Consider the following 13,335-nt stretch of genomic DNA (forward strand, 5'->3'; position numbering starts at 1 on the left):
ACCGGACCGCAAACTTATCACGTCATCACCCCAAACACAAAGCACAAAGACGCGCAACCACTTTTCAATTCGCCTGAGCCACAATATTTTGAGTTAACGGCGCATTAAAATGCATTAACCCTGAACCTTGGCAAGGTAAGCATCCAACTGGCCCCATGTACCTTCATAACCCTGATTCATGCTGGCATTCAGGTCTGCGAAAGTTTTTTCCTGTTCCGGCGTCGCATTCACCGGCTCCGCATAAAGTGTTAGCGTGGTGATACCGTCTTTTTCGCTTAACGTGATGCTGTTATGCACCTCCAGTGGAAAGTCAAACGGGAACGGCGAGGAAGTAATATTGCCTTCCGGATCAGTGAAAGAGCTCAGAAACTCGATAGCATCATCTTGCCGAATTTTCTGATAACGGAAAAGTGCCCACATACTCATACCGCCGTTATCCAGCTTGTAATGCGTCCTTCCGCCTTCACGAAAGTCAAAACTGAGCAGCGTGAGCTTCGACCCTGCCGGGCCCCACCATTCGGCAAAGGCTTCCCTGGAAGCATATGCATTGAAAACGAGTGATTGCGGCGCTTTAAACTGGCGTACGATTTTGAGTTCTGCTTTGTTGGTTACCTGGTTTTCCATGTTATTGATCGGATTGATTGTTGGTTTGAATACGGTTCAAATAATGATCGAGAGAATCCAACTGCGTGTTCCAGAACTGCCGGTACTGATCGACCCAAGTAGAAACTTCCTTTAAAGTATCCAGCTTGGCCTCGCAATACCGCTCCCGCCCTTCCTGCCTTACCATCACGATCCCACATTCCATTAAAATCTTAATGTGCTGGGAAACAGCCGGTCTGCTGATCGAAAAATTCTCAGCAATGGCATTCAGATTCATGGATTGGTAAGCGATCAGATTGATGATCTGCCTGCGCGTAGGATCTGCAATCGCCTGAAAGACATCTCTTCTTGCTTCAACGGACATATATGTAAGTATTTGCTTACGCAATATTATATGTAAGCAAATACTTACACAAATTTTCGAAGCAGAATTTTTCGAAAATTTTTGCTCGATCCAGGTTCGATCATTCCGAGCAAATCCTCGAAATGATCCGGAACATCCTGCCCGCTGTTCGCACATGCCTCCTTTGCACGTTCAATGGCAGGTTTGAAGTGACGGTACTCCGTGTATTCCAGTACTTTTGCCAGATCTCTGGCACTCCAGAACTCGTTACCGTGGTCGTCTGATTTTTTGATTTGCTCGAAGAGCGATGGACCTTGTTGTGAAGTCATATTATTCAAAGTTTAAGTGTGCAAAATGATTTCAACAAAGCAAAAAAATTGCTGGCACTTTTCAAAGCTTTTTGATATTATTGTAATCTATTTTGAGATATTCAAAATATCAATAAATAATAAACACTTCATTAACATCACATTATAATGCCGTCTCGCTTCATCTCGATATGGTTTCCAAATCTGGCAACGGATCATCAGATCCGCGTTAGACCGGAACTTTACGGGCTCGAATTCGCTCTTGCAACACCCGAGCGCGGGCGGATGTTTGTGAACGCCGTGAGTGCAGAAGCCGGGGCATTAGGTATTGAAACCGGCATGGTGGTTGCGGACGCACGGGCTATTTTGCCTTCCCTTATTGTAATGGACGATGATGTGGAAATTACGGGTCAGGCGCTGCGGGAATTAGCGGAATGGTGCCTCCGTTTCACCCCGACGGTCGCGCTGGATGGGCCCGATGGCCTTACCCTCGACGTTACCGGGTGTACGTACCTGTGGGGCGGCGAGCGCGCATATATGCATGACCTTACTTCCCGACTCGCCCACGCCGGTTATAATGTACGTGCGGCCCTGGCCGACACCATCGGAACTGCATGGGCTTATGCACATTTCGGGCGCTCAGGAGCGATTATACCTCCTGGTGAACAGCACAACGCATTGCTGAAACTGCCTCCCGCCGCGCTGCGTCTTCCGCCTGAAACCCTGGAAAAAATGCAGAAACTGGGCTTTTACCATATCAGCAGTTTTATTCAGATACCCGCTCGAATGCTGCGCCGGCGGTTCGGGGAGGATTTGTTGGATAAACTAAGCAAGGCGCTCGGTTACGCACAGGAATTCATCGAACCTATCCGGCAGGCCGTCCCTTACCAGGAGCGGCTCCCCTGCCTGGAACCCATTGTAACAGCCACAGGTATTGAAATAGCATTGCAAAAACTATTGGAAATGCTTTGCGCGCGCCTTATGAAAGAGGGCAAAGGGCTTCGTAAAGGCATTTTAAGTTGCTTCCGCGTCGATGGAAAAATACAGCAAATCGATATTGTGACTAACCGGGCCTCCCATCATGTAAAGCACCTTTTCAGGCTTTTTGAGCTCAAAATCAAGACCATTGCACCCGGTTTTGGGATCGAACTATTCCTGCTCGAAGCACCGGAAACAGAGGATATGACCGCCACGCAGGAAACGATGTGGGACATCACCGGCGGTTTCGAAAATGCCTCCATTGCCGAATTGCTCGATGCCGTTACCGGACGTACAGGTTCAGAAACCGTTCACCGGTATCTGCCGGATGAGCATCACTGGCCGGAAAGATCTGTAAAAGCGGTAGCCTCTCTGCACGAAAAGCCGGGCACGAGCTGGCGGACCGACCGGCAAAGGCCCGTTTTCCTGCTCTCGAAACCCGAAAAAATCGAAGTGACCGCGCCCGTACCCGATTACCCTCCTACCGTTTTCCGGTACAAGGGAAAAGTACATTATATCCCAAAATCCGAGGGTCCCGAGCGCATCGAACAGGAATGGTGGCTGCAACAAGGCCTCCATCGCGACTATTATACATTGGAAGATCAGGACGGGCGGCGTTACTGGGTTTTCAGGCTGGGGCCCTATTCCGAAGAAAAAGAGGACGAGCAACCAGAATGGTTTATTCATGGCTTTTTTGCCTGAAAACAGACGAGCAGGAATTACACTTCATCATCATGAAATATACTGAATTACAAGTCACTACGAATTTCAGCTTCCTCCGCGGCGGATCGCACCCGGAGGAACTGGTGGCGCATGCGATCGAACTGGGTTACAAAGCCATCGCTATTACCGATCGCAACACGCTCGCGGGCATCGTACGCGCACATGCGGCCGCGAAGGGCAACGATTTCCGCATTATCCCCGCCTGCCGCCTCGATCTGCTCGATGGGCCCAGCCTGCTTGCCTATCCTACCGACAGGGAAGCTTACAGCCGTCTTTCCGCATTGCTTACCGAGGGAAACCTGCGTACCGAAAAAGGCAAATGCGACCTCTACAAGACGGACGTGTACCGCTATGCAAAGGGCATCAAGTTCATTGCCGTGCCGCCGCCAGCCCTGAATGAGTCCTTTGATTTTGACCCTTCCTTTGCCCGGAACCTGATAGAATACCACGAAGCGCTGGGCAGCAACCTCTACCTCGGCGCCATACGCTCCTACCAGGGCGATGACATGAAAAAGCTCTACCGGCTCGACCAACTTTCGCAACGCTTCAATATCCCGCTCGTGGCGACCAACGACGTGCATTACCACAATTTCCAAAGGCGCGAATTGCAGGATGTGCTCACGTGCGTACGCGAGAAATGCACCATTTACAATGCCGGTTTTCGCCTGCACGAAAATGCCGAGCGATACCTGAAACCCGCCAAAGAAATGCAGCGGCTCTTCCTTAAATTCCCGGAAGCCTTCGGGCGCGCACAGGAAATCGTGGATGCCTGCCAGTTTTCGCTGAATAGTTTGAAATATGTTTATCCTGAGGAGCTGACGACGGAAGGGCGGACGCCATTAAGGGAGCTTGAAATTCTGGCTTGGCACGGAGCGTTGGAGCGATTTGGACCGTGCATTCCTCAAAAAGTAGAAGATGCGATTGAACATGAATTGACCTTCATAGAGGAAATGGATTATGCCCCGTATTTTCTTACTGTATACGACATTGTCAGGTTCGCAAAATCGCAAAATATCCTTTGCCAGGGAAGAGGCTCAGCAGCCAATTCGACCATATGCTATTGCCTTGGCATTACTTCCGTAGATCCGGTTGAAATTGATCTGCTTTTCGAACGCTTTATTTCTTCTTCCAGAAATGAACCGCCCGATATCGATGTCGATTTCGAGCATGAACGGCGGGAAGAGGTGATGCAATACATTTATAATAAATATGGAAGAGACCGGGCAGGCATTGTTGCGACTGTAACACAAGTGCATCAAAAAGGTGCTGTCCGGGATGTGGCAAAGGCTATGGGAATGTCTATGGACGCTGTCAATAGGCTTTCCAGCTCGTTATGGGAATTTACTGATGAATGGTTTGACGGTAAGCTCATTACAGAGCATGGCTTCAATCCCAATGACCCGCATTTGATCAAAATCCTTGATCTGACAAAGCAATACATGGGTTTCCCGCGCCAACTTGGCCAGCATACCGGAGGTTTTGTCATCACACAAGGCAAACTTTCCGACCTCTGCCCGATCCTGAATGCCCGAATGGAAGACCGTACCTGCATTGAATGGAACAAAGACGATATCGACACATTGGGCTTTCTGAAAATAGATGTGCTTGCATTGGGCATGCTTACCTGCATTCGCAAGGCTTTTGATTTGCTGCGGCAGCATTATGGCATTGTTCATGATCTTGCGAGTATTCCACCAGATGACAAGGCCGTATACGATATGATTTGCAAAGCCGACACAATTGGCGTTTTTCAAATTGAAAGCCGGGCCCAGCAGTCGATGCTGCCGAGATTGAAACCACGCGAGTTTTATGACCTTGTTATTGAAGTCGCGATTGTGCGTCCCGGGCCGATCCAGGGCGATATGGTGCATCCGTATTTGAGAAGACGAGATGAAATTGAAAAAGAAGAATACCCCAGTGAAGAATTGAGAAAGATTCTGAAAAAGACCAAAGGAGTGCCTCTTTTCCAGGAACAAGCGATGAATATTGCTATTGTAGCGGCCGATTTCACACCAACGGAAGCCGACGAACTGAGGAGAAGTATGGCAACTTTTAAAGCGAAGGGAGTCGTATCCAGGTTACGTGACAAGCTGGTGTCGGGTATGATTAAAAAGGGCTATGAAAAAGACTTCGCCGAGCGCATTTTCAAACAACTCGAAGGCTTCGGCAGCTACGGTTTCCCGGAAAGTCACGCGGCGAGTTTTGCATTGCTGGTATATGTTTCCTCGTGGATCAAATGCCACCATCCCGATGTATTTGCGGCGGCATTGCTTAATAGCCAGCCGATGGGTTTTTACCGCCCGGCGCAGATCGTGATCGATGCGCGGAATCATGAGGTAGAAGTGAGGGAGATCGACATTAACCATTCTTTTTGGGATAATACGTTGGAAAATATTCCGGGCAAACGCTGCGCATTAAGGCTTGGCTTCCGGCAGGTGAAAGGGTTGCGGGAAGAAGAAGTGCAGATTCTGATCGCTGCCCGTACACAGCCATTTACCCACATTCATCAATTACTCGAAGCCGGCATCTCGCATACTGCATTAGAAAAACTGGCGGATGCCGACGCATTCCGGTCGATCGGCTTCGACCGCCGGCAGGCATTCTGGGAAGCTTCCGCGTTGGCCGACCGGCCGATCGGCCTTTTCGAAGGGCAGCCGTCGGCTAGGGAGGCGGATGTAGAATTGCCGCAAATGACGCTCTCCGAGCATGTTATCCATGATTATGCGGCAACGTCACTTTCATTGAAGCAGCACCCGGTAAGCTTTGTACGTGAGCAGTTGAATACACTCGGCGCCGTATCCAGCAAGGAGCTTGAACATATTAATGACGGCAAAATCGTGAAGGTAGCAGGCCTCGTGCTCGTCCGGCAGCGACCGGGTACTGCCAGCGGCATTTGCTTTATCACCATCGAGGACGAAACCGGCACGGCTAACCTGGTTGTTTTCCAAAATCTATTTGACACTTATCGTAAGGAAGTGTTGCGTTCCAAATTGCTGATGGTCGAAGGTAAGGTACAAAAGGAAGGATCGGTGATACATGTGGTGGTGAGCAAATGCATTAACGCTTCCGGCTTGCTCCGAAACCTGGCGGCAAACGAGGAGAAGGAACCGGATGTGCTCACATTATCGCGCGCCGATGAAAAGGACGAATATGATTCCCTGGCCAAAGGCCGTAAGTTACAGCCCCGCAAAAACCTACAAGCAGAGATTTTCCCGTCGTCCAGGGATTTCCGGTGATCAATGCACGGCCATGTCGAGGTCGATCACCTGCATTTTGTAGTTTTCGGGCAGGAGCATGTTACGAAGGAATTCACCCACACCTACGCGCAGGCTGACTTTGTACACTGGAAGTATTAAATCCAAAAGCCATCCGTGTCCCATGCCGAGCAATGCATTCACGCGTTCGGGGACGAGCTGCATTTGCACGTTCCTCAGCAAATGATACCTGTACCAACCCAGATGTTTCCGGTACTGTTTGTAAAGATCGATGGTGAAATGGCTTTTGATCAGGTTTTCCTGCAAATGCTCTGCACGCATCCGCTCCCACGCACGCAGGTCCGCAGGCAGCCCGGGTACGCCCATACCCTCGCCTACGGCGTGAAAAACTTTGAAAAGCTCTTCCTTTTCGGCCGTTGTTAGTTTTCGTTCGAGCAATTCGAATGATCGGATGGAGTAATCGATGAGCATAAAAAGCACGTCGCGATAGGCGCTGTCGGGGATGCGGGCATTGCGGCTTCGCTCGACGCCCTGGTGGATCGAAGCGATCTGGCGGATGGCCCGCATAGCGTCGTCGTATTCTGAAAACACAATTTGTCTGGCATACCCGACCGTCGAAAACAATCTTCCCAGCGGATCAGCAGGCAATTTTCCGGTATAATAAAGCCAATCGACAGATTTGTTCAAGGCAAATTCTGCCGACGCTCCTGCAAAAATGAACAGGATCGTATCCGCCTTTCCCCAGATTTCCCGCACGATCGAACCTTCATTCACAAACCATTTCATAACGCATGTTTTTTCACCCTCCCAATTTCAACTCCCACCACCAACACAATGCCCAATGTATAAGCAACGATATCCGACCACGAAAAGGTCGTCCCGATGATCGTCCGGGCAACGGCATTACCTTCCAAACCCAGTATTCTGACGATTTGCAAATACTGTAATGCCTCTATAAACCAAGAAAACAGCAGAACCGACAACGCCGCTGAAAGTACATTCAACCGGGAAATACCCCGCACAAAGCAATACAGCAACACGACCACCAGTACATCACCGCCCCAGGGCCGCACAAAGTCGTCGTGAACGTACATGGCTATCCATACTTCTGTAATAAAAATCACCAGCGCGGCTATCAAATAATTGGTTTTAAGCATTTCAATTCAGCATTAGCGTTTCGGGCCTTGTTAACTCAGTGCGGTTCGACGCCCCTTGACGGGTAGACCGCGTTTTCACTTTCGACAATATCGATTCCAGGAGCGGGAGCATCGCATTCAGCCCTTCCGTTTTAATGATAAAATTCCAAAGCGGTTCAAATTTTTTCCAACCGCCTGTGTATAAAAAATGCTTGGCAATATGCCTCACCGAGTCGTGATGCAGGCTTGATTTGATGATGTTTTTCCAACTATAAAATGCGTCATAAGCCCACCAATAGCCTTTTTCCAATGCTTCGGCACTCAGTCCCATTGTTTTATACACCACATGCCGGGTATCGTACAAGTCCCAGTTCCGGGTTAGGATGCGCCCGGCCGACTCCATGTTTTTGTACAATTCCGTACCCGGGTAAGGCGTCAGAACATGGTAGGTAGAAGTGGTAATGCCGTGGTTTACGCCCCAGTCGACGGTACGTTTGAACACATCGCTATCATCGTCATCCAACCCAAATACAAAACTGCCGTTGATCATAATACCCAGCGAATGCAGCCGGTTTACCGCTTTTGCATAATCCTTTTCCAGGTTCTGCTTTTTGTTACTCTGCTTCAAATTTTCAGGTGAGAAGGTTTCGAAACCCACAAAAAGGCTCCGCAAACCCGCATCAGCCGCCTTTTCAATCAGGTTTCCCCGTAAAATGGCGTCCACGGTGGAAGCGCCCTGGAATACGCGCTTCATTCCCCTCATTCCTTCAAAAAGCGATTCGGCGAACTTCGCATTGCCCAGCAAATGATCATCCAGGAAATACAAATGCCGTCCGGGCAACCGATCGATTTCTGCGAGCGCGTCGTCGACGAGCTGTGTGTAAAAAGTTTTCCCTCCTTCAAAAAATGCATCTTTATAACAAAAACTGCAATGGTGCGGACAACCCCGGGTCACGACAATAGAATTGGGTACGAGGTACAAATTGCGCTTGATGAGGTCACGGCGGATGGGCGGTATGCCGGCGAGGGTCCTGACGGTTGAAGTATAAATTTTCTGCGGATTGCGGCTTTTAAAATCCACCAAAAACCGCGGGAATGTATCCTCGCCCGGACCGATGAAAATGCTGTCGGCGTGCGGCATGGCCTCGTACGGAAGCGAAGTCACATGCAAGCCGCCCAAAATGACGTAACTGCCTTTCTTCCGGTACGCATCCGCGATGTGATATGCCCTGAAAGCATTGGTAATGTACACCTGGATCACGACCAGATCGGGCGCATCGTCCAACCGCAGCGTTTCCACATGCTGGTCTTGCAGATCGATCTCGTCCTCCGGCGAAAGGTAGGCAGCCAGCGTGGCCAGCCCCAGCGGCGGAAACAGCGAATACTTGATGGGCCTCCACAGCGGGCTCTCCGCTTCTGTCAATGCCGGCAGGATCATTTTCACTTTCATAGCACATATTTAAAAGTACTTTGTCTTGCAAAGTAAAATGATGATTTTGAATAAAACAATATGCTCCACCTCATTCTGGATAAATAAAAAACGGCCTCCGAAAACCAGAGGCCGTTTAGCGACTCACAAATCTGACTACAACATCATTTCAAATCTTCAAGCCGGTACCCGAGGTAATCGTCGATGACGAGCTTGTAATTCAATTTCTTTCTCGGGCTGGCGATATGCACGCTGTAAGTCCCCTGCCCCAGCTTGGACATATCGAACCACCGTCCGTAAGTCGGTTCTTTCACCTGCTCGTGGTAAATCGTGCGAAGGTCGGCGTCGACAATGCGGATGTCATAGTTTTCCTGCGCAGGATTTTTGAGAATGACCTTCATTTTACCTTTTTGAACCACATACACATTCGAAGTGGCCGTTTTCATATTCACGCTCGGCGCCGCCCATTCCGGTTCCGACATGCTCCGGTAGTCCGTCCGGCTATCTGCGACAATGTCATAAGCTTTCACTTTTTCGGACAGCAACTCGCGGGCCATCAGCTTCGACAGCAGCTCGTCAAACACCCGCACATTCCGTTTTGAGAGCTTCACATACTTGCGCGCCATCGATTCCTGGTACAACAAATGGTTGCCGCCATCGAAAAATTGCACCACGGTACTGCGGGAGTTCGGGTCGGTGTGGACTTGCCAGTAACCTTTATCGGATTCAACATACGCGGTTTGCTGCGCGGTTACGGGAATAAAGCTGGCCAGCCAGAGGGCAGGCGCCAGCAGAAGGGCAAAATGGATTCTTTTCGTTTTCATGGCTATCAAGGGGTGGAATATTTTTGAATAAAAACACAAAAATTACTCGATGGGAAGTGCTTCCCCATTCCTTATATTGATGGCCATCAATTTGGTTCAAAGAGGATGTTTTAAATATGAAAGTTGCAGCTAATGTAAATTCTTTTCGAGATTGGGTAACAAAACCTAAAAAGCTATGGTAACGATCACACAATTCGTCTATGTAACGCCCGGTAAGGAGGAAATTTTCCAGCAATTCGAATCGCTGGTACTGCCGTTGATACCCCAATATAACGGAAAACTGCTCCTGAGGCTGCGTACGAGCCCGGAGCAGTTGATCCAAGGCGAGCTGGAAGCGCCTTATGAAGTACATCTGGTCAGTTTCGAATCGGAGGCGGACCTGGCTGCCTACATGAGCGACCAGACCCGCGAGCAAAATCTCTATTTGAAAGAAGAATCGATCCTGAAAGTAATGACTGTCAAACAGTAACGCGGCTCAGGGCGCCGGCGGAATGTATGAAGGCACCACGTTGGAAACTGGTTTAATGGATTTGAGGTATGCAAAAATCGCGCGCATATCTTCATCGGCCAGATTGACGTAGTTGAACCACGGCATCGGCGGCATGAGCGGACGGCTGTTTTCGAGCCCCTTGAATTTCCCTTTGCGCATGGCCGTATTGAATTGCTCGAACGACCAGTTACCGATCCCCGTCTCATCGGGCGTCAGGTTAGCTGCGAACGACATGCCCCACTGGCCTGCAAAAGCCGTACTTTGGCCATTAAACACCACCCATTCGCCGGTTTTGAGGATACTTTTATCAAACGTGCCCAGCGGCTGCGAGCTGTTATGGCCTGACAAAAAGCGGTCCATATCCGGCGCAGGGCCCTTTGGCGTCATTTTCTTGGGCGCATGACAATCCGCGCAACCCATGATGGTAACGAGGTATTCGCCCCGCTTCACGGCATCCTCTTTCGAAGCAACAAGCGTCTTTGGGTGTTTAGGAGCAATTTCCGTGGAGTTAAGCACAACCCTTTTGGAAGTTTCGGGCTTTGTTGTGAATGCACAAACAGACCATACAGCCACCGAAGCAGCCAGGTAAACGAGTTTCATGGTGAATAGATTTTAGGTTTAATCCGAAAGCGTGTATTGCAAAAAAGCGGCATCGGAACGTGAATTACCTAAAAGGCAGTGGAGTATTGGGCAAGGCAATTATTAAGCGGTATAGAAAAGCCGCGCCGGGTTGCTGAATATAAATAATGAAGTATGGCAGGAGAATGCATCGAAGTGTTCAGCAATCAATTATAAATGTCCTTCCGATCGCCGATTTTAATGACGGTGACCGTCAATTCCCCATTGCTCACCTTATATAAAATGCGGTAGTTTCCGGCCCTGATTCTGTAAACACCTTCGATACCTTGAAGCTTTTTTGTGCCGGATTGGTAGGGGTTATCCGCTAGCGAGTAGATGACCTTGACCACCAGATCATAGTTCCTCTTAACTAGCTTATTCAAACATTTTTCGGCGGTGTGTGATAATGATTTTGTATTTCAACGTTTTATTCCGTGTTTTTTATCAAGCCTTTCCACTACTTCATCGAACGGTTTTGTTGAATCGTTTTTAGTTGCTTCCACCGCAATCACGTCAAGTAAATCCTCTACGAACTCAGATTTCGAGGCCGCATTGATCGTTACTTTTTTAAGCTTGCCTTTCGGCGTGTATTCACTTTTGATGCCTTGCAGTTTCATGAGATTCCCTGATTTGTAAGAGCAAGTTACGCATTCTTTTCCAGCCCTCGAAGCGCATTTGCTGACTTAGGCTCATTGCTACCAGCCATTAGATATTTGTAGTACTTAAAGTTGTGCATTGCCATGGTCTTCTGCATTAATCCACGACATCAAACCCATTCCCATGATTGAGCACCACATGCGTGCTCACCATCCTGCCTTCCAGCTCAATAATGCGATAGCCATAGTAACGGCTGTGAATCACAATTTCCAACGGATTCTTCTCCATCTGCACCGAAGCCGCCGGCGTGACGAATTGCATGATGTTTTCTTCCTTCGTAAAATCATCCGTATGATAATGCCCGCTGAAAACCGTGATCTCGCGTCCGCTGCGTACGAGCACGTCTTTCACGGCATCGCGGTTTAGCAATGGATATTTAAAATCAACGGCGGTAAGGACCTGCAAAATCGGGTGATGGACAAAAAGCAGTACATGCTTAGTCGTAACCAATTCATTTTCCAACCATTGCAGCTGAATTTCACTGATCGAATCGGATGATGAATCGAGGAAAATGTATTTAAAATGCTCATCCTCCGTCGAATGGAACATTTCACTCTTCGTTTTCAGGTATTCGGGAAGATAATGCGGTTTAATGTCGGCAAACCGGTCGTGATTGCCCGGTATGACAGTAAAATCGAAATCTTTCAGTAATGCAAAAAAGCGTTGATACGCGTCGCTATGGCCAATATCTCCCGTAAAAATCACCTCCCTGATCCCGCGCGCACCAACGTCCTGCAAAATCAGTTTCAGGTTCGTGTCGGTATCCGAGCCATGCTTCGCCGACCATTCCTCCATTAAATGAATATCCGTTATCTGCGCAATCCGTTTCATAGTCAATCAGTTTGTTTGCCTTCAATTTCGTTACAACGTTGCTGCAATAACTGATCCAATTGGGCGATTCACAGGGTGCCAATGTCACACTCTCCTAATCACACCAATAATACCGCCAATGCGCACGATCCGCATCGAAACTGGCATAGGCGCCTTTCACGCGGTGTTTATCCAGTTTATAATCAAAACCCAGTGCTTTTTGGGTTGTAAGATTTGCCTTTGAAAAAAGCACTATTTCTTCATCAACCGCCATATGCTGCCACTGGCTGAACGAAACATTAAAACCCTGATCGTCAGCATGATATTTTAATTCAGAAATACCCATTACAGGCGAACCGGGCAGCTTTACCGACAAACTGTTCTCCAATTCTTGCAAACTCAGCGGGTAGCGCTTCTTCTCCGTTTTGAATTGTTCGACCAGCCCGATCAACTCCTCGCTACGATCCATCGCGAGCCCGCGGCTGTACGCGCTCACAGGCCCGATCACACACATATGCGCGAAGAGCGACAAACCCGGTACTGTCAGCAGGCACACCGGTACAAAACCGAAAGGACGCGATTGCACTCCCAGCTTGCGGACATTATGCCATACGTAAAAACCACACAGCGCCAAAAGCGCCGAAGCAGCGATTCCAGCTGCCATTCCCATCAGCAAAAAAGCGTAAACCACGCTCAGCAGCGCCGGAACCATCACCACAACAGCGGCTATCGAAGCCAGCACACGCCTATGCTTACCCGTACTTGGGGAACCGCTCCTGAAATCCAGTAACAGCCAAAGTGCCCCCACCGGCGCTAATACCAGGCCCAGAAATGTGGCCGACTGTCCCAATGCCGACAGGCCGACTACCAGCCGATTGGACGGCCCGGGCAAAAACGGGGAAACGATCATAGCAAGCAGTAACAAGTGGATGACTCCGATCCACATCCAATCCGACTTTTTCATATAATGCATATTAAAGTGAATGCTACGAAACGGGTTTCTGACCAGCGACGGCCTGGCAAGCTGCATTACCTCCCAAATGAACAAGCGCTGCGCTTCCCAGCGACCCGATTTTTCCAGGTTGCGGTGAAAATCCTCCATTAAATCGCCCTCGATGTCCTCGACAATGGCTGGATCGCAGAACCAGCGGAACAATGCCAGGAAAATGCCCGGAGGCCCGACGGAATTAGGTGTTGCCAT

14 protein-coding genes and 1 pseudogene are annotated in these 13,335 nt (G+C 49.2%); 3 read left to right on the forward strand and 12 right to left on the reverse strand.

All coding sequences use genetic code 11. The features are described 5' to 3' along the window. Positions 1–114: 114 nt before the first annotated feature. From BLQ88_RS20565 to BLQ88_RS20575, 3 genes are read right to left on the reverse strand one after another with little or no spacing between them, the layout of a single operon-like run. Positions 115–624, reverse strand: coding sequence for an SRPBCC family protein (locus tag BLQ88_RS20565; RefSeq protein ID WP_090153966.1), 510 nt, complete (start codon positions 622–624; stop codon positions 115–117). A 1-nt stretch (position 625) separates the two neighbouring features. Continuing rightward, the gene (locus BLQ88_RS20570; protein WP_090153968.1) at positions 626–967 is read right to left on the reverse strand and encodes an ArsR/SmtB family transcription factor; all 342 of its coding nucleotides are present in this window, start codon (positions 965–967) and stop codon (positions 626–628) included. A gap of 44 nt (positions 968–1,011) precedes the next feature. Beyond that, positions 1,012–1,275 carry a BRO family protein gene (locus BLQ88_RS20575; RefSeq protein ID WP_090153970.1) on the reverse strand — a complete coding sequence of 88 codons (264 nt, stop codon included), beginning with the start codon at positions 1,273–1,275 and terminating at the stop codon, positions 1,012–1,014. A 147-nt stretch (positions 1,276–1,422) separates the two neighbouring features. Here BLQ88_RS20575 and BLQ88_RS20580 point away from each other — a divergent pair, with 147 nt between their 5' ends. Both BLQ88_RS20580 and BLQ88_RS20585 read left to right on the forward strand, forming a co-directional pair. Then, a complete protein-coding gene (locus BLQ88_RS20580) occupies positions 1,423–2,934 on the forward strand; it encodes a Y-family DNA polymerase (protein ID WP_090153972.1) in 1,512 nt (503 codons plus the stop codon). A gap of 32 nt (positions 2,935–2,966) precedes the next feature. Then, entirely contained in the window at positions 2,967–6,191 is a 3,225-nt protein-coding gene (locus tag BLQ88_RS20585; RefSeq protein ID WP_090154316.1) for an error-prone DNA polymerase, read from the forward strand. Here BLQ88_RS20585 and BLQ88_RS20590 read toward each other — a convergent pair whose 3' ends face one another. From BLQ88_RS20590 to BLQ88_RS20605, 4 genes are all read right to left on the reverse strand, one after another. Then, positions 6,192–6,956: an oxygenase MpaB family protein gene (locus BLQ88_RS20590; RefSeq protein WP_090153974.1), complete on the reverse strand. Its 765-nt coding sequence runs from the start codon at positions 6,954–6,956 to the stop codon at positions 6,192–6,194. Next, complete coding sequence (locus BLQ88_RS20595; protein ID WP_090153976.1) at positions 6,953–7,327, reverse strand: ribosomal maturation YjgA family protein; 375 nt, start codon at positions 7,325–7,327, stop codon at positions 6,953–6,955. Before BLQ88_RS20595 ends, BLQ88_RS20590 begins: the two co-directional genes overlap by 4 nt. A 1-nt stretch (position 7,328) precedes the next feature. Beyond that, complete coding sequence (locus tag BLQ88_RS20600; protein WP_229212777.1) at positions 7,329–8,756, reverse strand: B12-binding domain-containing radical SAM protein; 1,428 nt, start codon at positions 8,754–8,756, stop codon at positions 7,329–7,331. Positions 8,757–8,899: 143 nt separating this feature from the next. Continuing rightward, entirely contained in the window at positions 8,900–9,559 is a 660-nt protein-coding gene (locus tag BLQ88_RS20605) for a T9SS type A sorting domain-containing protein (protein WP_090153978.1), read from the reverse strand. Between the two features lie 175 nt (positions 9,560–9,734). Between BLQ88_RS20605 and BLQ88_RS20610 the strand changes: the two genes are divergently transcribed. After that, positions 9,735–10,028 (forward strand): DUF1330 domain-containing protein, encoded by a 294-nt coding sequence (locus tag BLQ88_RS20610; RefSeq protein ID WP_090153980.1) that lies wholly within the window; start codon positions 9,735–9,737, stop codon positions 10,026–10,028. Between the two features lie 6 nt (positions 10,029–10,034). Here BLQ88_RS20610 and BLQ88_RS20615 read toward each other — a convergent pair whose 3' ends face one another. From BLQ88_RS20615 to BLQ88_RS20635, 5 genes and pseudogenes are all read right to left on the reverse strand, one after another. After that, positions 10,035–10,649, reverse strand: coding sequence for a c-type cytochrome (locus BLQ88_RS20615; protein WP_090153982.1), 615 nt, complete (start codon positions 10,647–10,649; stop codon positions 10,035–10,037). A gap of 185 nt (positions 10,650–10,834) precedes the next feature. Next, positions 10,835–11,062 (reverse strand): annotated as a pseudogene (locus BLQ88_RS20620) (type II toxin-antitoxin system RelE family toxin); the annotation flags it as partial. 24 nt (positions 11,063–11,086) lie between these two features. Further along, entirely contained in the window at positions 11,087–11,284 is a 198-nt protein-coding gene (locus BLQ88_RS20625; protein ID WP_090153986.1) for a hypothetical protein, read from the reverse strand. Between the two features lie 136 nt (positions 11,285–11,420). Next, a complete protein-coding gene (locus BLQ88_RS20630; protein WP_090153988.1) occupies positions 11,421–12,155 on the reverse strand; it encodes a metallophosphoesterase family protein in 735 nt (244 codons plus the stop codon). Positions 12,156–12,249: 94 nt separating this feature from the next. Further along, positions 12,250–13,335 carry a permease prefix domain 2-containing transporter gene (locus tag BLQ88_RS20635; RefSeq protein ID WP_090153989.1) on the reverse strand — a complete coding sequence of 362 codons (1,086 nt, stop codon included), beginning with the start codon at positions 13,333–13,335 and terminating at the stop codon, positions 12,250–12,252.

The sequence above is a fragment of the Dyadobacter soli genome (genome assembly GCF_900101885.1).
Classification (GTDB): domain Bacteria; phylum Bacteroidota; class Bacteroidia; order Cytophagales; family Spirosomataceae; genus Dyadobacter; species Dyadobacter soli.